This is a genomic window from Shewanella corallii, assembly GCF_023349125.1.
Classification (GTDB): domain Bacteria; phylum Pseudomonadota; class Gammaproteobacteria; order Enterobacterales; family Shewanellaceae; genus Shewanella; species Shewanella corallii.
In genome coordinates this window covers 342167-360785 of sequence record NZ_JAKIKT010000004.1, presented here as the reverse complement: position 1 = coordinate 360785, position 18619 = coordinate 342167, and the positions used below count along the sequence as shown (strand labels likewise).

Here is an 18619-nt window from a genome sequence, read left to right as displayed (position 1 = left end):
TGGATGCTTGCAGTCAGGCTTGGAACAACTTCATCAGCAGTACAAACCGAGTGATAAAGATGTGCGCCAGAGACTGGGCAAAGGTGACTGAACTTTAATGCGGAATGGTATAAGAAAGCTGAAAAGACCGACCCCCGATGTCAGCCCGCGCTGAGCGGGCTCCCGGCTACGCTCATACTTCGCTCCGCGTTAATCAAGTCCTGAAAGCTTCGCTTCCAAAGCGGACTTACTTAACCCCCATGTGAGAGAAAGGCATAGATAGCTGGCCATTGCCAAGCACCTACCCCCGATGCGAAGTTGAGAGATGTTCCAAGCAATCTCTATGCTTACGCCACAGTGATGGCATCATGTATTTTCTACATTCGCTCTATCCTTGGACCTTGCAGCTCTATGATGTACTAACGGCACATGGTTGGAATGAGCTGAGAGCATGAAAAAGCCCGCGTTATGCGGGCTTTCAAAGCTGATACTGTTATTCGCTGAGTAGTTTATCGAGAATAACCTTGTTGGCTTCGGGGAACTCGAATTGCCTGAGTTTGTCCTTTTCGACCCACTTAACCAGTTGGCCTTCCAGGCCTCTGGCTTCGCCCGTGAAAGAGGTAACAGTGTGGATATCCAGCAGGACTTGTTTGTCGGGATAATCGAAGCTGAGCTCCATAAAAGGGGAGGTGGACTCTACATTCAGGGCCACTTCTTCTTTTAATTCACGGTATAGTGCTTGTGTAACCGTTTCTCCTGGCTCCACTTTACCGCCGGGAAACTCCCATTTACCGCCTTGGTGTAAATGGTCTGGACGCTTAGCCAATAAAACCCTCTGTAGGTCATCAATGATAACACCAACAGCAACATGTACTCGTTTGGTCACTTGTCATCTTCCTTGAAGAAATCCGGATCGTCGTAGCCAATGCTATCCAGTTCATCGAGATCAAATTCGCCTTTAACGGGAATGGCATAGCTCTCACTAGCCCATTCGCCTAAATCAATCAACTTGCAGCGCTCACTGCAAAAAGGGCGGAATTTATTGTCACTTTTCCACTCTACCTCACTCTGGCAGGTTGGACATTTAACCGTTAATGGCATGGTTTCTCCGGATTGCTTAACTCGGAACGATTGTAACTGATTTAAGGCTTGGTATCAGCGGCAAGCAGACAGCTGGAAATCGATACTCTTATCTGTATGCTTTTGGGTTTCAAAGTCGACGAAGTGAATAGCGTAGCGGTTTCGGTGGCCGCTTATTGTAGGATAGCAACCCTGAGCTGTATCCACTTTCACCCTGATAAGGCTAAGAGGAACATCGCTGACCCCTTGGTAAAAGCCGGCGTTAGCTGTTACAGAACTAAACTCAGCAGTGTCTCTGGTGAGCTTAAGCAGTTGGCTGACTGTATGGAGCAAAGGTTTAAATGACGCTATCCATTGCTCATAGTCATGACATCTTTGCTCAAAAGGCTGACCGAGCCAGAAGTGAAGCTGAGGTAAGTCAAAATTACAGCAGGCGCCAGGCATGTTGAACCTCTGCCTCAACGCCTGCAAAAATCTGTCCTGTTTTAGTTCACTACCGAGCCTGCCGGGTGTCTGTAGCGACTCTCTCATACCCATCATGGACGCAATCAGTTCATCGATTTGTTGGGCGTTAGCCTGAGGTGACGAACGCCACGCACTCAGCAGGTGCAACTGTTTATCGATATCCTTAATGACATCACTGCGGTAGTCACATCTCTCATTCAGTTCGCAGAGAGAAAAAAGGGGATAAAAGCATTGGTGCTGATAGTCGTGGGTAAGGTTTTGAGTGAGTTGCTCACTTAAATACTCCAGCCGCAAATAGCTACGTATTTTCTCATTAAGCGGCTGTTCGTATGTTAAGTCAGTCATTATCGGGGCTCAGTTTTGCTTGTTCTAAGAATTGTTTATGCAACTGCATGACCTGATGCTCTAATTGCACCAAGTCTCCCTGATTATCGATCACGTAGTCGGCTCTTGCGAGTTTGTCTTCCCTGCTCATTTGACTGTTGATGATGCTCTGTACCTGAGCTTCGCCAACATCATCCCGTTGTGATGTCCTTGTTATTTGCAGTGCTGATGGAATATCCACCAAAACGGTCTGGTTAACTAAACTATCTAACCCATTTTCAAATAGCAAGGGGACAACAAGAATCACGTAGGGGGAGGTCGCCTGTTTGAGCTGTTTAAGCATTTCCTGCCGGATAAGAGGATGTAGCAGGGCGTTCAACCACTCTCTTTCAGAGGGATGATTAAAGACAAGCTCCCTTAATTTCCTGCGGTCCAGGCTGGAATCCTGTAACAATATGTCGTGTCCATGACGGGCAATAATGGCCGAAAGTCCTTCTGAGTCAGGTTCTACGACCTCTCTGGCTATGATATCGGCATCTACTAAGACAATACCTTGCTTTGCAAACAAATTGGCAACCGTAGTCTTGCCACTGCCTATTCCCCCCGTTAGCCCAACTATGTGCATTGCTCGTTATCCAACTGGTACATTTCATTCAGGAGATGGGTATCCGACTCGCTGGGCCAGGCTGAGATATTCAAACAAAGCCTTTTGCTCTTCAGCTAAGTGCTTCATATTATCTTTGAAACTGCAATACATGTCATCAGATTGGAAGCACTGGCCATATTGTTCCCTACAGATTTCTGCTTTTGTAAAACAACCCTGATCGCCGTAAACAAAGTCATACCCATGATGAGAGACTGTAAAAATGGGAGTTAAGGACCGCTCTGTTGATAAGGGCAAAAGTGGTCGACCCATGAATTGATTTGGATGGCTCACGCCAACCATGGACATAATTGTTGGAGCTATATCCAAATGGCTTGATTGAGACGTTATTTTAAAAGAGGGAACATTTTTACCATAGATTAAGAGTGGCACCTGAAAACGGTAGTGGTGTTCTCGTTGACTGATAGAAGCAATGCGCTCTGGGTAGTATGGAACTCCATGGTCTCCTGTAATGATTAAAATTGTATTGTTATGTAGTTTGCTTTTCTGAAATTTACGGAAAAAGTGTCCTAAAGCCTGATCTGTATAGTAGATCCCTCTCAGATAGTTTCCGTAAATGTCATCTGATTCAGGTAGTCCCTCTGGAAAGGATAAGCCGTAATTCCAGTTAAAAGGATGATGATTCGTTACTGTGAGCAGCTCTGCAAAAAACGGTTCATTGATAGACTCTAGCTGAGCTAATGCTCGGTCAAATAGCTTAAAGTCATTGACTCCCCAGCCTATATCTTCATTTTCGTTATATCCTTCTTCGAGAAAATCCTCTTTCGAAAACATGGTTTGAAAGCCTAGACTAGGATGGAATTTTGATCTATTGAAGAAGGTATCTGTATTACCATGGAACCAAAGTGTTTGATAACCATTGTTAGCTAAGATCTTGGGTAAACAATCACCCTGAAAGCTCCCGCTTTTAACGGAGTAAGGCATTTGAGCTGTCATTTCCGGTACGCCACATAACATGGCCACTTCCGATTTGACTGTTGTTACGTTTGTCGCGTAGAAGTCATCTACAGAAACACTTTGGCTGGCAATCTGATCGAGGTTCTGTGTAACTGAGATTGCAGGCTTCTGGCTAATTTCAAGGGTACGAACGCTTTCCAAGACGATTAAAATTACATTAGGCTTATGTTGTAAGGCTGTGTTTGAGTCATCAGTTGAAGAGGGGCGAGAGTATAGTGGGTAAGCCGGATTGATATTAGTTGTATAGCCTTCATAGAGTCCCAGGAGTTGTTGATAATTTTTGGGTTGGAGCCATTCGGGCAAAGTTCTAATTTCTCGTGTTTCTATTTGCTTTGCCGCAGTGGAAAGAATGACTTCCTCATTGACTAGTCGTTGGTTCTCTTCGGTATCTGAGAACAAAGGTGCACTGCGGATAAGGGTGTTTAATGGAGATTCATTTTGTGGACTAAAGGCGATATGGCTTGAAACATCAGATACTCCGAATCGGATGTTGTCGTAAGTAATGTAAGAACCTAAAAGGCTAAATAAAGAAACCAGGACGATAGGTAACGTAGTTTTAACAGCGATAGATGCTTGTAAGCTGCGAGAACGAAAAATCAGTACGGTGAGCATGAGCAATAACAGAGTGATGCCCAGTAACACTTTAGGCTCGATAAAGTGTTGATAGGCAATCATAAACTCATCCAACATGTATACCAGTTCATAAACTGGGTATACCCCATAAAAATTGTAATATTCCTTTGCTGACTTGAAACTAACAAAAACAATAGCTATGGCAATTGTTGAGACTAAAACAAACACCCGTTTCGATATAAGCAGAGATACTGAAGAAACCAGCAGAAGGGAGGATACCGTAATCGAAGTATCGACTAAGGCGACGGGGCCTGCGGGAAGGTCCAGTAACTCCAGCAGCAAAAATGGAGTTAGAGAGAGACAAACGGCTATATAAAGCCAAAGTCTATCTCCCATACACATACCCCCAATAAGCAGCAATAATATTATCGCCTGACAATAGAGCCACGTATAATGCCGCAGCAATATAGGGGCCAAATGGAATCTGTAAAGACCCGGATTGCTGTTTCTTAATCAACAAAACAATACCTACAACAGCTCCAAGTATAGATGACAGGAGGATAACTAAAGGTAGATATTGCCACCCTAACCAAGCTCCTGCGACAGCCATTAGCTTGAAGTCGCCATAGCCCATACCTTCTTTACCTGTCAGTAGCTTGAACAGCCAGAATACAGACCAGAGTGACAAGTAACCCGTCACAGCACCTATGATGGCGCTTTGCAGGTCAGTAAAGGTTCCCGACAGGTTTACCAATAAGCCCAACCAGACCAGTGGCAGCGTTAGTTGGTCCGGTAGCAGCATTTCATCCAGATCGATAAAAGTCAGCGCGATCAGGATAAAGGTCAGCAGAGTGGCTAGGGCAAATTGGATGTTGGGGCCAAAATGCCAGGCGAGGATGGCAACAAGCAAACCCGTGAAAGCTTCGACAACAGGGTAGCGCGCTGAAATTGCAGCTTTGCATTTAGCGCATTGGCCTTTAAGCATTATCCAGCCCAGCATGGGAATATTCTGCCAGGGTTTAATTTTACCGCCACACTTGGGGCAAGCCGAGCCCGGAACCAGCAAGTTGTAGCGCTCGGGGTAGTTGTCGATGGGAGCAGCCAATTTTTTTAGCAACGATTTATCCAGTGTGGAAGCGTGGTACTCCTCCAGGTAGGCATTGCACTCCTGTTGCCACTCCCGTTTCATCATCACTGGCATTCTGTGGATGACAACGTTGAGAAAGCTACCTATAGTGGCGGCAAAAATAAAACTCAAAGTAATAAAGAGCCAGGGATACTGGCTCATTAATTGAAGAAATTCTGACATTGGAGAACCGTTATTTTTATGATGACAGTGCTGTATCTAAGCAGCCTGTTAGCCTACCACATTACCCATCTGGAAGATTGGCAAATACATGCCGACAATAAGACCGCCCACCAAAGTACCGATGACGACCATCATAATGGGTTCAATCAGACTGGAGAGGCCGTCAACTGCGTCGTCTACCTGCATCTCATAAATATTGGCGACTTTGTTGAGCATGTTATCCAGTGAGCCAGATTCTTCACCAATCATCACCATTTGAATAAGCATGTCAGGGAATAACCTGGCAGATCGCATCGCAACGTTCATCTGCATACCCGCCATCACATCCTGCCTTATCTTTAACAGGGCTTTGCGGTATACCGCATTGCCTGACGCGCCGGCGGCGCTTTCAAGGCCTTCTATCAGAGGTACACCAGCTGCAAAGGTTGTTGCAAGAGTACGAGCAAAGCGTGCCATGGCGCCCTTATGGAGAATATCTCCGATAGCAGGGATTTTCAGCACTATCTCATCGACTCTATCCCTGACCATTTGCGAATTTCGGTGTGCGCGAACAAATAGAAAGCCTCCAATTGCCATTCCACCAAATATTATGTACCACCATGCTTGTAACCACTTCGATATGCCAATAATCAATTGGGTAAATGCAGGGAGCTCAGCGCCAAAACCTTTGAAAATCTCCTCAAATTGAGGCACTACCATCAGTAGCAGCAATGCCGTTACGCCAACAGCGACAACTACAACTGCTGCCGGGTAGAACATGGCTTTTTTAATTTTGGACTTGAGTGCCTCAGCCTTCTCCTTATATGTGGCGATTCTGTCGAATACCTGATCCAGAGCACCAGAGTGCTCACCTGCAGCTACCAGATCGACGTAGAGATCATCAAAATACTGTCTGTGAGGCCTTAATGCATCAGACAACGGGACCCCTGATTGAACTTCAGAAACTATAGTCCCCAACAGTTCCCTCATTTTGACTTTCTCATGCCCCTTGCCCAACAGCTCAATAGTCGTCACGAGCGGAACACCTGCTGCCAACATGGTGGCGATTTGACGGGTGACCATGGCGATATCCATGGCACTGATTTTCTTTTCTGATTTAAATAGTGGGGGGCTCTTTTTACGAACGGTTTTCGGGATGATTCCCTGCAACTTTAGTTGGCTGCGGACTTCAACAATGGAGGCTCCACGGAACTCACCTGAGGTTTTTCCGCCATCTTTGTTATAGCCCTTCCACTCATAGGTGTGAACAGTTGGCTGATTATTCTGGTTCTTTCTCCGGCTTTTTGACTTTACCGCAGTTGCCATAATGACTTTCCCTGTTTCTCGAATGCGTCAACCTGATTAGATGCTGGTGACCCGGTTAACTTCTGTAATGCTGGTGATACCCTGGATCACTTTAAGCAACCCTGACTGGCGCAGATCTTTCATTCCCTGTGATTTAGCCATATCAGCCATCTGTAGGGAGTTGCCGCCTTCCATAATGATACGGGCAATCTCATCACTCATTTTCATCACTTCGTAAATACCCACCCTGCCTTTATAGCCACCTGCACAATTGTCGCAGCCAACCGGCTTGTACACTGTGAAACCTTCAGCGATTTGCGCATCGGTAAAACCAAGGTTTCTCAGCTCGTGCTCAGGCACTTCTTCCGGCTCTTTACAGTCGGCACAAAGGCGTCGCGCCAGACGCTGAGCGATAATCAAATTGACCGAGCTGGCGATGTTGTATCCAGGAACGCCCATATTGACAAGACGGGTCAGGGTTTCGGCTGCTGAGTTAGTGTGAAGGGTAGAGAGCACCAAGTGACCGGTTTGAGCAGCTTTAATAGCGATTTCTGCGGTTTCGAGATCCCGGATCTCACCCACCATGACAACATCAGGATCCTGACGCAGGAATGATCTCAGGGCTGAAGCAAAAGTCAGACCCGCCTTTATATTGATATGGACCTGATTGATCCCTTCAAGGTTAATTTCAACCGGGTCTTCTGCGGTGCTGATATTGCGCTCTTCGGTATTAAGGATATTCAACCCGGTATAGAGGGATACTGTCTTACCCGAACCGGTTGGGCCGGTTACCAGTATCATGCCTTGAGGCTTGGCCAGCATTTCCAGATAAGCCTCTTTTTGTTCCGGCTCATACCCTAGCTTTTCAATCCCCAATTGCGCCGAGGAGGAGTCGAGAATACGCATTACGATTTTTTCGCCCCAGATGGTGGGCAGGGTACTGACACGAAAATCTATGCTTTTAGTTCGGGATAGCTTCATTTTGATACGGCCATCCTGGGGGACCCTGCGCTCGGCAATATCCAACTTGGACATGACCTTCAGACGCGCTGCCAAACGCCCAGCCAGGTTAACCGGAGGCTCAGAAACCTCGTGCAGAATGCCATCAATACGAAAACGTACACGGTATCGCTTTTCGTAGGGCTCAAAGTGTAAGTCTGATGCACCTTTCCGAATGGCATCAGTTAGAATCTTGTTGATGTAAAGAACAATTGGGGCTTCGTCACCCTCTTCTTTATCATCGTCTTTTCGCTCGCTGTCCTGCACCTCCATATCAGCCAGTGCCGACTCATCCAGGCCAGACATATCGAGTGCGCTGAGATCGTCTTCGAGCACAGCTTCGAGGGCTTTGGCCAGCTTATCTTCTTCTACCAATATGGCTTCAGCATGCAGACCTGCGCTGAACTGAAAGTCTTCAAGAGCTGAGATATTGGTGGGATCAGATGTACCGATATAAAGTCGGTTGCCACGTTTGAACAGCGGCAAACAGCGGTGTTTTTCAATCAGTTTTTTATTGAGGAACTCTTCCGGAATAGCTTTGACGTCGAACTCGTCCAGATCGAGCAGAGGAGTACCATACTCCTGATAACAGAGTTCTGCCACAGCACGCGCAGAGATGAGGTTTTCCTGAACAATTACTGACACCAAGGCCTGACGACGCTGGCGTGCTTTTGATACAGCTGCACCAAGCTGCTCTTCGCTGAGCATGCCTTTGCGGACAAACAGTGTTGAAAGCCCCAAGTGCAATCCTGTTGTTGGCATTCAAATTCCTTCTTTGGAAACGTTGGTTGAAATTTAAGCTATGCCTTTTCAACTCGAGTCAAATCTTAAGTGCTTGATCTGTTATTTGTAGGCTAAAACCGGCGTCCATGACGCGAGGCCTGCGAAAAAACTATTTCGAGCCAGTAATGGATTTACTACCAGTGTCAGGATGTTCGTTAATGATTCCTGCGTCTCTGAAAATTCGTTCTATAAATATTGATACTGTGCTCATGGTTATAACGGTGTCCATAACCTTATAACATTAGTACAAAGAGTGCCTGATTTGAACCAGAAAGTGGACTCGAGTGCCATTTAAATCTTATTAATTTCGGTAAATTTTCTAAGTCACTCGAATTTTCACTAATGTGAGGTTTAGTGATGACGGAGGAGCATTTGTGCAGAGCAATTAAGTGGACATCTATCAGGTATTTATTGGCTGAAGTTTACAACATGTCTACCTTGGAGCTCACTCCTGTATAGTGACTTAACATAGTCTTAGGCTCTTGGTGGCTATAAGTTTATGTTCAACTGAAGTTCATAGAAGGGTTTAGGGGAGAGATGGATATAAACCCTTACAGTAGGCGATTTCAGAGGGTAATGTGGAAGGTTAGGAGCGTATAAAAGACATTAAATTTCAGGTAGGTGTCTCTTTTTACAAAGCACCAGTGCCTAATGACACTAGTGCTTTGATTATTTTTACACCTTACACGTCACCTGATTTAGGAAGTGTAGAAGGTCCTGAGTGCATTAAATAAGTTAGGTACACTTTCCTGGCTTGAACTTGCTTTCGAAGCCCGTGGTCGAGCAACTCCATACACCCCCGGATGTTCGGGTCAAAACAATGGTATTGCCATTAAACTTATCTGCATTACCGCCTGTCGCTGTGCAGGTAATAGAATAAGGTGCTGAAGTTGCGAGAGTCACATTGCAGTAATTGGTAGAGGCTACTACACCAATGAAGCCGTCAGCAGTATTAGTAGTTGAAGGTGTATCGCCTTCATTGATCGCCTGCTCGAACCCAATTTTACCTGCAGATATCTCAGCCAGAGCTGACGCTGCTTGTGACTTAACCGTGTAGTCCTGATATGCAGGCAGTGCGATGGCTGCCAGGATGCCGATAATTGCCACTACGATCATCAGCTCGATCAGAGTAAAACCCTGAGCTTTATTATTTATGCCTTTCATTGCTATCTCCATGTTCTCTTGTGCCTTCTATGACTGCCCTTGTGTTGGCTTTGTCAGGCGGTAATCAAGTTTTAGTTAGTCGCGCTGTTCACCCGATGAACAACTGGCTTGGCAAACTTATATGGTGCTTGCTCCAGCCCTGGATAATCCCTGAAAGTCACGGCTTAGCTACTGCAAAAGCTGTGTGTCCCTGCATCCCTGTTATTGGTATTTTGTTGCCTTTTCCATGGCAGTCGCCGAAGTTCCGGCTGTTGGCGTGCCAAGGGCAGCCTTGCATGCTCAATATGACAACAAACTGAACATGACGTTAACACTAGTACAAACTATGGCATATTTGAACAGTAAAAGTGCTCCATGCTGCAGAAAAACCTGATATTTGCTCGCTATGGTGTGTCAAGTTCAGCATGTACGACTGGTAATTGGCGATTAATTGCTCGGTGATAACTTTTTGACGCCAAAAACTTGATTTGGAAGCGCTTACAGTTTGTGAGGTGTTTATTTGGTGACGTTATGAACTGCAGTTTAAGTTGTTTGCGGTTAGTTATTGCACGTTTGGTTTTGTTGGTGGTTCAGATGCCTGTCTGGTTAGAGGGGAGCGAAAGGCAATAAAGGGCTTAGCTATGAAGGGCACAAAGTGGACGAAGAAGCCTGCATTCATTTTTGCTCTTTCAAGCCCATCCTTGGATTTTAGCCGGTCCACCTTCCTTGGTTCTCGCTCATGACCGCATGACTTTGTCATATGCACCATGTTCTCTGTGAAGCTCACGAAGCGGGCGCTTCGTGGTTAGTTGTTTTTAAGATAAATAATAGGTGTTTGAATCCAATTCCGTCTGTGCACATATGAGATGTGATGGTGCCAGGGTCTTTCTCGTACAAAGATGCTCTTCTCACAAACCGAGAGATGCAGTGATAAAAGGACGTATCACCCAAGCTCCCGGCATTTTTCTGACTTTACGCATCTTGTTCTCTTCATTGTAACGGCACTTATTTGAACTTAGTTGACGTTTGGAGAGTGAACAATCGAAAATGGGTGTTCGAGTAACCAGTCCATCAATCTAATGTTGGCGTTTCCTGTTCATGCTTAGAATCGCCTTAACTTACTGTCCGGAATTAGCTGACCACTAAGCGTATTATTCCATAGAGGTCCGAGCGTATAAACGAGCTCCCTAGGCGGGACAACGACAAAATAAAACATCACAAAACAAAAAAACCGCTCGTGATGAGCGGATTTTGAGTCTTGGACTATTTAACGAATAGAGTTAGGTTTCTGGACACCAACCCTCTGATAAACAGCTAGTAGCAGTTGTGGATGTGGCAGTCCAAGTCAATGTGGTTGCGCCCGAGGCTAAAGTAGGAGTCACGATATAGTTTGCACTGTCAACAGCGGCTGTACCTGCGGCGGTAATAACACCATTAGTGATAGTCATTGTGTCAAGTTGATCGTATTTGCCTGTTGTTACCTCCTCGGGAATGCCACGGTAACCTGCATCACAGTTAGCTAGTGCACCTTCAGTTTGGAAACACAGCTCGACAGCCTGTCTTGCAGCACCTACTGCAGTGACTACTTCCGCAAATTTAGCCTTCTTAGTGTAGTTCTGATAAGCAGGCAGCGCGATTGCGGCCAAAATACCGATGATTGCCACTACGATCATCAGTTCGATCAGGGTAAAGCCCTGGGCGTTTTTCTTCATTGAGTTGATACCTTTCATCGTCTTCTCCATTGTCTGCCGGGAGTCACCAGAGGTGTATTACATTGCTGGAATGAGATAACACCTGCCGGGCGAAGTGCTCCAAATGGCAAGTTTGACTGCTCATTGAATTTGGTAGCCGCAGCACCATTTCATTTGCAGGCCCGAAAAATAATTGCTTTTTTGTGTATTTATTGTGCTGATTACGAATAAGGTGGGCCGGGAAAGTCACCGAATAATTCACTAACCCGTAATCATGCAAAATACCCAGTTTTGTTATAGGAAGAGTTGAGTGTCACTGGTATGACATCAAACAATCCGGCTAAAACGTTAATACAAAGTAACTCCAAATGGAATGACTTATATTAATAAAGTGCCAAAAAGTTGGATGAAAAGCTGCTGATAAATATTTTTTAGCAGATTGATCGGGGACAACTTTTTGACTTTTGATACAGCTGTTACGGAACTTATTGAAATGTCGGTATTTTGACTTGTTTATTGGTGTTGTCAAATGGACTGGTGTTTTATATTTTTGTAGTCTTAAATATTGAGGTGGTTTGGCCTTTTGGTTTTAAGTGTGGGTATTTAAGGTCTTTGTAGACGTATTTATAATGTTCTTGGTCTCCACTCTATTCATTGGCTTGATTCACCTTCATATATTTAAGTGATAGTGGGTTTTATAATTTTAAGTTGTTTTTGATTCTTGGATGAATGTACCACCCTATTCTATTTTGGTAGCGCATATCGCTATGTTGGTGCGTCGTTATAAACATTGAATATAAAAAGCCCCGAGCAAGTCGGGGCTAGTACGCACTTTATTCAGCAGTTGATTAAGGGCTAGTGTTCAACTCAGTGCTTTAGTCGCAGTGACAAATCCAGCGCTCTGACATGCTTGGTCAGTGCGCCGACAGAAATATAGTCAACGCCGGTTTCGGCGTAGCTGCGGATAGTGTCTAGAGTGACATTACCTGATACTTCCAGTTTGGCACCGGCGCCATTGGCTTTGTAGTCATTATTGATGCTGACTGCGTCGTGCATCATGGTGACATCAAAGTTATCCAGCATGATGATGTCAGCGCCTGCATCCAGTGCCTGTTGCAGCTCAGTCAGAGATTCAACTTCTACCTCCACAGGCTTGTCACTGTGCAGTTTGCGGGCGGTGGAAACTGCAGCCTCAATGCTGCCGCAGGCCATAATGTGGTTCTCTTTGATAAGGAACGCATCAAACAGGCCGATTCTGTGATTTTTACCGCCGCCGCAGGTCACTGCATACTTTTGTGCGGTGCGCAGGCCGGGAATCGTCTTGCGGGTATCCAGCAGATTGGTATGAGTGCCAGCCAGTTTATCCACATAGCGTTTGCTCAGCGTGGCAACACCAGACAGGGTTTGAATAAAGTTCATGGCAGTGCGCTCACCGGTGAGAATTGAGCGGGCGGGGCCGGACAGTTCACACAGTACCTGATTGGGTACCACCAGATCGCCATCATCAACATGCCAGTGCAGGGCAACCTGGCCACCTAATTGATTGAATACCTGCTCGGCCCATGCCTTGCCGCAGAATACCCCTTCTTCGCGGGTAATCAGTGTGGCTTCAGCATATTTATCAACAGGGATCAGTTGAGCTGTAATATCACCACTGATGGCATCCTGTTGACCCAAATCTTCTTCCAGTGCGGCTTTAACGCTCAGGCGGATATCATTTTCTAGCATCTGGCTGTCCTTACAAACGGCTATAAAGGAGGGGAAGCGGCCCAAGATTAGCATAATTTGCGTCTGTGGACAGTTGGCTGTGTGCTCTGTAGTCGCGGGTTTTCGGCAGGTTTAATGTCAGAGTCGTGCTGCTATTGTCACTGTCATAAAACTGGTAGAGTATTGAATTAATTTATACATTCCAGACGCAGAGGCGCGTAGTGCCGATGAAAAGGGAAGTGCGGGGGTGGTACGCCGATGCCATGCAGCGACCATCTCCCCATAAAAACAGCAGGCCTTTGGGCGAAGTCAGTCTGCTGGTGATCCATAATATCAGTCTGCCTGCTGGTCAATTTGGGACACCTTATATAGACGACCTGTTTGCCGGTTGTCTTGAATGCCATGCACATGACAGTTTTGCTGACTTACAGGGGGTGGAGGTGTCAGCTCATTTCCTGATCCGCAGGGATGGTGAGCTGGTGCAGTATGTCAGTTGTGACGAGCGGGCCTGGCATGCCGGGATTTCCAGTTTTGACGGCCGGGAAAACTGTAATGACTTTGCCGTGGGCATTGAGTTGGAAGGTACTGATACCCTGCCTTTTACTGATGAGCAGTATGACAGATTGATACGACTAAGCTTTAGCTTAATGCGGGACTACCCCGGAATCACTCTTGAACGGATCACAGGACACAGTGATATCGCGCCGGGACGCAAGACAGACCCGGGTCCCTGTTTTGACTGGGCAAGGTTCAAAGCCGGTGTCAGCGAGCTGTTGTCAGGGGAAGTAACTGAGGAAAAATAACCTATGGCTTTATTTTCATTATTGATGGCGATTTTGGTGGAGCGACTAAAGGTTTTGCCCGCCAGCCTGCAGTTTGATCATTTGCTGGCTATTTACCACAAGCAGTTATTCCGGGATGAGCAGGTCAGCAGTGCCGGTATGATGGCATTGGCTCTGGTATTGCCAGCATTGGCATTGTATGTGGTCAGCTGGGCGGTGGCAGGTCTGTTCTGGGGCGCCCTGACTTTGGCGCTCTGGGTTGCAGTGGCAGTGCTTTGCTTTACCCATAAAGCCCAACGGGATGCATTTAAACGATATGTACAGGCCGCTTGCCGGGGTGATGTACAGGCTTGTTTTCATTATGCTCAGGAGCTGGATTGCAGCGAGTGTCTGGACGCGGTGGACCAATGTCAGCTGGCTGCCCGGGTAGGGCAGAGCGTAGCATGGACCAACTACAGATATTACGGTGCGGTTGCGCTTTACTTCATTCTTGCTGGCCCCATAGGTGCCGTACTCTATTGTACCGTGCGTTTTTACAGTGAGGAGAAGCTGAAACGTAAGCTGGAACTGCCCTTGGTCGACGAGCTCCTGTTTTTGCTGGACTGGATTCCATCCCGCCTGTTTGCCTTTGGTTATGTGCTGTGTGGTGAGTTCAGTAAATCCATTGATGCCTGGCGCAAGCTGGCCCTGAGCCCAGGTACTCAGGCGAGGGATATCATAGTGCAAACTGCTGTTGCGGCGGAGCCCCAGGCTTGTGACAAGGAAGAGGGAATAAGTCTGCAGCCGACCATTGCTATGTTGGCTCTGAGCAAGCGCAATTTTATCCTGTTGGTTTGTGTACTATCCCTGCTGACCATATTTGGTGTGGTCAGCTAATATAACAGGGCGCCTGCGTAGGCGCCCTGGCGCTGTTTCTTCCCGTGTATCCGGGAGATCTGTTTACTGTTGTTGCCCGCCAATTTTTCCTTTCGCTTTTCTGTTGTTCTTCTCTCTTTTTATGCTCGCGGTGCTGTTTAAAAAAGCAGCAGTCGAGCGGGGCAAAAACAAACCTTTCTGGCTGTAGCATTCGGGATTAAACTGCTTACACTTGAGTAACCTTCTGTTTAACTTTTTCGCTGTTTGGAAGTGATTAGCAGGAGTTCATATCGGGTTTAGCCGTTATATGGGCGATGTTTAACTGTTTTCGCCTGAAAAGTGCGCAAGCATTGATTCAGGTCATGATTTTGTTGAATAGTCTGATCTGTCCAGTTTAATGCTTGCTGTTGTTCACAATCTGCTGCTTGGTTTGACCAGTGTCACGCTATGGACAGAAAAAGTGTGATTTGATAAAGTGCGTCCACTCATATAAATTGGTAAGACCAATTGACAAAGGAGCTGAGGGCCAGATGGCTTATAGCAAAATTAACCAACCAAAGCTTTCAGATGTGATCATGCAGCAGCTTGAGCGGATGATACTTGAAGGCAGCTTACAGCCAGGGCAAAAACTCTTGCCTGAGCGTGAGTTAGCCATTCAATTCGAGGTCTCCCGTCCGTCTCTGCGTGAAGCTATTCAGAAGCTGGAAGCTAAAGGTTTGTTAACACGTCGCCAGGGTGGTGGTACCTATGTTAAGGAACAGCTCTGGCAAAGTCTTGCCGATCCAGTAGTAGAACTTATGCACAACGACTCAGAAAGTCAGTACGACCTTCTTGAGTTTCGTCACGCCACTGAAGGCATGATGGCCTACTTTGCCGCCCTGCGCGGAACAGACGCTGATATGCAGAATATCAAGCGTATGATCCTTGAAGTGGAAGCGGCCAAGGGCATTGAAGAGCAGGCAGCCGCTATTGTGCGTTTTTACCGCGCTATTGCTGAAGCGTCTCACAATGTGGCCATGTTGCATCTGGTACTGAGTTTATCCACTGTGCTTGAAAAGAACATTGCACAGAACCTGGAGCTTCTGAGCCGTCGCCAGGAAGCCTCCACAATCGCCAACGAACATCGTCGGGGCCTGCTGGCTGCGATTGTTCGCCGTGACCCACATGCCGCGCGCGAAGCGTCAAACGAGCACCTTAGCTACATCGAAGAAGTGATGCTTACTGTCAGGGAAGAAGACAGTCGTTTGCAGCGTAGTTTGCGTCGTATGAAGGGCGGTGTGTAAACCGCCGGGAAGCAGTTCGGCAGCCGTTAATTCCACTTAAAACGTGTAAGTAAGGACAGTCTCATGTCTGAACATTTGCTACAAGACCTAGATCCAACAGAAACCCAGGAGTGGCTGGCCGCTCTTGAATCCGTCGTTCGCGAAGAAGGTGTAGAGCGCGCCCAATATCTGCTTGAGCAGGTAATGGATAAGGCTCGCCTTGATGGTGTGGATATGCCTACCGGTATTACCACCAACTACATCAACACTATTCCGGCGGCGCAGGAGCCAGCTTATCCAGGTGATGTGAATCTGGAGCGTCGTATTCGCTCTATCATTCGCTGGAACGCCATCATGATAGTATTGCGCGCTTCCAAGAAAGATCTTGAACTGGGTGGCCACATGGCTTCTTACCAGTCTTCTGCAGCTTTCTATGAGACCTGTTTCAACCACTTCTTCCGTGCGCCAAACGAAGTTGATGGTGGCGACCTGGTTTACTATCAGGGCCATATCGCTCCGGGTATCTACTCCCGCGCATTTGTGGAAGGTCGTCTGACCGAAGAGCAGCTGGATAACTTCCGTCAGGAAGTGGATGGCAAAGGTATCTCTTCTTACCCACACCCCAAGTTGATGCCTGAATTCTGGCAATTCCCGACTGTATCTATGGGTCTGGGTCCTATCTCTGCTATCTACCAGGCACGTTTCCTTAAGTACCTGAACGGCCGTGGCATGAAAGACACCAGCAACCAGCGTGTATATGCGTTCCTGGGTGACGGTGAAATGGATGAGCCGGAAAGCCGTGGTGCTATCTCTTTCGCTGCCCGCGAAAAGCTGGATAACCTGTGCTTCCTGATCAACTGTAACCTGCAGCGTCTGGACGGCCCGGTAATGGGTAACGGTAAGATCATCCAGGAACTGGAAGGCCTGTTTAAAGGTGCTGGCTGGAACGTTATTAAAGTGGTCTGGGGTAGTGGCTGGGACAAGCTGCTGGCTAAAGACAAGACCGGTAAGCTGCTGCAACTGATGAATGAAACCGTTGACGGTGACTATCAGACCTACAAGTCCAAGAACGGTGCCTATGTTCGTGAACACTTCTTCGGTAAGTACCCTGAGACTGCTGCTCTGGTTGCTGACATGACCGACGAAGAGATTTTTGCCCTGAAGCGTGGTGGTCATGAGCCATCCAAGCTGTTCGCTGCTTTCAAAGCTGCACAGGACAATAAAGGTCGACCAACTGTTATTCTGGCCAAAACCGTTAAAGGTTATGGCATGGGTGAGGCTGCTGAAGGCAAGAACATTGCTCACCAGGTGAAGAAGATGGACATGAGCCATGTTGAACACCTGCGCAATCGTCTTGGCCTGCAGGATCTGGTATCTGATGAAGCTATCAAGTCACTGCCATACCTGAAGCTGGAAGAGGGCAGTGCCGAGTACAACTACCTGCACGCCCGTCGTCAGGCGCTGCACGGCTATACCCCTAAGCGTCTGCCTAAGTTTACTGAAGATTTGGCGATGCCTGAACTGGATGCATTCCAGCCGCTGCTGGAAGAACAGAAGCGCGAGATCTCTACCACCATGGCCTTTGTACGTGCACTGAACGTGTTGCTGAAAGACAAAGGCGTGGGCAAGAACATTGTGCCTATCATTGCGGACGAAGCCCGTACCTTTGGTATGGAAGGTCTGTTCCGTCAGATTGGTATCTACTGTCCACATGGTCAGAACTATACTCCTGAAGATCGCGATATCGTTTCTTACTATAAAGAAGCGACTTCAGGTCAGGTCCTGCAAGAAGGGATCAACGAACTGGGTGCCATGTCTTCATGGGTTGCTGCAGCGACTTCATACAGCACCAACGATCTGCCGATGATCCCCTTCTACATCTACTACTCCATGTTCGGCTTCCAGCGTGTTGGCGATATGGCGTGGATGGCCGGTGACCAGCAAGCCCGCGGCTTCCTGCTGGGGGCGACTGCGGGTCGTACCACTCTGAACGGTGAAGGTCTGCAACACGAAGATGGCCACAGCCACATTCTGGCGGGCACCGTACCTAACTGTATCTCTTACGACCCAACATACGCTTACGAAGTTGCTGTGATTCTGCAGGACGGTATGCGTCGTATGTACGGTGCAGATCAGGAGAACGTGTTCTACTACCTGACGTTGATGAACGAAAACTATGCTCAGCCAGCCATGCCTGCCGGTGCTGAAGAGGGTATCCGTAAGGGTATCTACAAGCTGGAAAGCCTGAGTGGCGACAAGGGCAAGGTTCAGCTGATGGGTTCAGGTACCATTTTGAACGAAGTGCGTAAAGCGGCGCAGATCCTGAGTGACGACTACGGCATCAGCTCTGATGTATACAGCGTGACTTCATTCAACGAACTGGCCCGTGACGGTCAGGCGTGTGACCGTCACAACATGCTGCACCCAATGAGTGAAGAGCAAGTGCCATACATCGCCAAGGTGATGGGCAACGAGCCAGCCATTGTGGCAACCGATTACATTAAGAACTACGCAGAGCAAGTACGTGCGTTCGTTCCTGCGCAGTCTTTCCGCGTGCTGGGTACCGATGGTTTCGGTCGCAGTGACAGCCGTGAGAACCTGCGTCGTCACTTCGAAGTTAACGCCAGCTACGTAGTAGTAGCAGCGCTGACCGAACTGGCCAAGCGTGGTGATATCGACAAGAGTGTAGTGGCCGAAGCCATCGCCAAGTTTGATATCGACACTCAGAAAATGAACCCACTGTACGCGTAAGAGGCATATTT

The 18619-nt window shown here is 47.4% G+C and carries 15 protein-coding genes; 4 read left to right on the top strand and 11 right to left on the bottom strand.

Annotated features, from left to right (window positions below; translation table 11 throughout):
- Nucleotides 1-472 precede the first annotated feature (472 nt).
- The 11 genes from mutT to nadC all read right to left on the bottom strand — a co-directional run bounded on the left by mutT (nucleotide 473) and on the right by nadC (nucleotide 12979).
- On the bottom strand, nucleotides 473-865 hold the full coding sequence (gene mutT / locus L2725_RS13090; RefSeq protein WP_249249371.1) for an 8-oxo-dGTP diphosphatase MutT: 393 nt from the start codon (nucleotides 863-865) through the stop codon (nucleotides 473-475).
- Nucleotides 862-1080 carry a DNA gyrase inhibitor YacG gene (gene yacG, locus L2725_RS13085; protein WP_249249370.1) on the bottom strand — a complete coding sequence of 73 codons (219 nt, stop codon included), beginning with the start codon at nucleotides 1078-1080 and terminating at the stop codon, nucleotides 862-864. Before yacG ends, mutT begins: the two co-directional genes overlap by 4 nt.
- Before the next feature lie 54 nt (nucleotides 1081-1134).
- Nucleotides 1135-1869, bottom strand: coding sequence for a cell division protein ZapD (gene zapD, locus L2725_RS13080; protein WP_115138977.1), 735 nt, complete (start codon nucleotides 1867-1869; stop codon nucleotides 1135-1137).
- On the bottom strand, nucleotides 1862-2473 hold the full coding sequence (gene coaE / locus L2725_RS13075) for a dephospho-CoA kinase (RefSeq protein WP_249249369.1): 612 nt from the start codon (nucleotides 2471-2473) through the stop codon (nucleotides 1862-1864). Before coaE ends, zapD begins: the two co-directional genes overlap by 8 nt.
- 24 nt (nucleotides 2474-2497) lie before the next feature.
- Nucleotides 2498-4438, bottom strand: coding sequence for an LTA synthase family protein (locus tag L2725_RS13070; RefSeq protein ID WP_249249368.1), 1941 nt, complete (start codon nucleotides 4436-4438; stop codon nucleotides 2498-2500).
- Nucleotides 4428-5351 (bottom strand): prepilin peptidase, encoded by a 924-nt coding sequence (locus L2725_RS13065; protein ID WP_249249367.1) that lies wholly within the window; start codon nucleotides 5349-5351, stop codon nucleotides 4428-4430. The genes L2725_RS13070 and L2725_RS13065 overlap by 11 nt, the downstream gene beginning before the upstream one ends.
- Before the next feature lie 48 nt (nucleotides 5352-5399).
- Nucleotides 5400-6656: a type II secretion system F family protein gene (locus L2725_RS13060; protein ID WP_249249366.1), complete on the bottom strand. Its 1257-nt coding sequence runs from the start codon at nucleotides 6654-6656 to the stop codon at nucleotides 5400-5402.
- 36 nt (nucleotides 6657-6692) lie between these two features.
- Nucleotides 6693-8396: a type IV-A pilus assembly ATPase PilB gene (gene pilB, locus L2725_RS13055; RefSeq protein WP_249249365.1), complete on the bottom strand. Its 1704-nt coding sequence runs from the start codon at nucleotides 8394-8396 to the stop codon at nucleotides 6693-6695.
- 756 nt (nucleotides 8397-9152) lie between these two features.
- Nucleotides 9153-9581, bottom strand: a complete 429-nt coding sequence (locus L2725_RS13050) for a pilin (protein ID WP_249249364.1) — start codon at nucleotides 9579-9581, stop codon at nucleotides 9153-9155.
- A gap of 1259 nt (nucleotides 9582-10840) precedes the next feature.
- Nucleotides 10841-11290 (bottom strand): pilin, encoded by a 450-nt coding sequence (locus tag L2725_RS13045; RefSeq protein WP_283164292.1) that lies wholly within the window; start codon nucleotides 11288-11290, stop codon nucleotides 10841-10843.
- An 828-nt stretch (nucleotides 11291-12118) separates the two neighbouring features.
- Nucleotides 12119-12979, bottom strand: coding sequence for a carboxylating nicotinate-nucleotide diphosphorylase (nadC, locus tag L2725_RS13040; protein ID WP_249249363.1), 861 nt, complete (start codon nucleotides 12977-12979; stop codon nucleotides 12119-12121).
- A 206-nt stretch (nucleotides 12980-13185) separates the two neighbouring features.
- Between nadC and ampD the strand changes: the two genes are divergently transcribed.
- The 4 genes from ampD (at nucleotide 13186) to aceE (ending at nucleotide 18608) form a co-directional block, all read left to right on the top strand.
- Complete coding sequence (gene ampD, locus L2725_RS13035) at nucleotides 13186-13761, top strand: 1,6-anhydro-N-acetylmuramyl-L-alanine amidase AmpD (protein WP_249249380.1); 576 nt, start codon at nucleotides 13186-13188, stop codon at nucleotides 13759-13761.
- Between the two features lie 3 nt (nucleotides 13762-13764).
- Nucleotides 13765-14616, top strand: coding sequence for a beta-lactamase regulator AmpE (ampE, locus tag L2725_RS13030; RefSeq protein WP_249249362.1), 852 nt, complete (start codon nucleotides 13765-13767; stop codon nucleotides 14614-14616).
- Between the two features lie 509 nt (nucleotides 14617-15125).
- On the top strand, nucleotides 15126-15878 hold the full coding sequence (pdhR, locus tag L2725_RS13025; RefSeq protein ID WP_248936392.1) for a pyruvate dehydrogenase complex transcriptional repressor PdhR: 753 nt from the start codon (nucleotides 15126-15128) through the stop codon (nucleotides 15876-15878).
- A 63-nt stretch (nucleotides 15879-15941) separates the two neighbouring features.
- Nucleotides 15942-18608 (top strand): pyruvate dehydrogenase (acetyl-transferring), homodimeric type, encoded by a 2667-nt coding sequence (gene aceE, locus L2725_RS13020; protein WP_249249361.1) that lies wholly within the window; start codon nucleotides 15942-15944, stop codon nucleotides 18606-18608.
- Nucleotides 18609-18619: the final 11 nt, after the last annotated feature.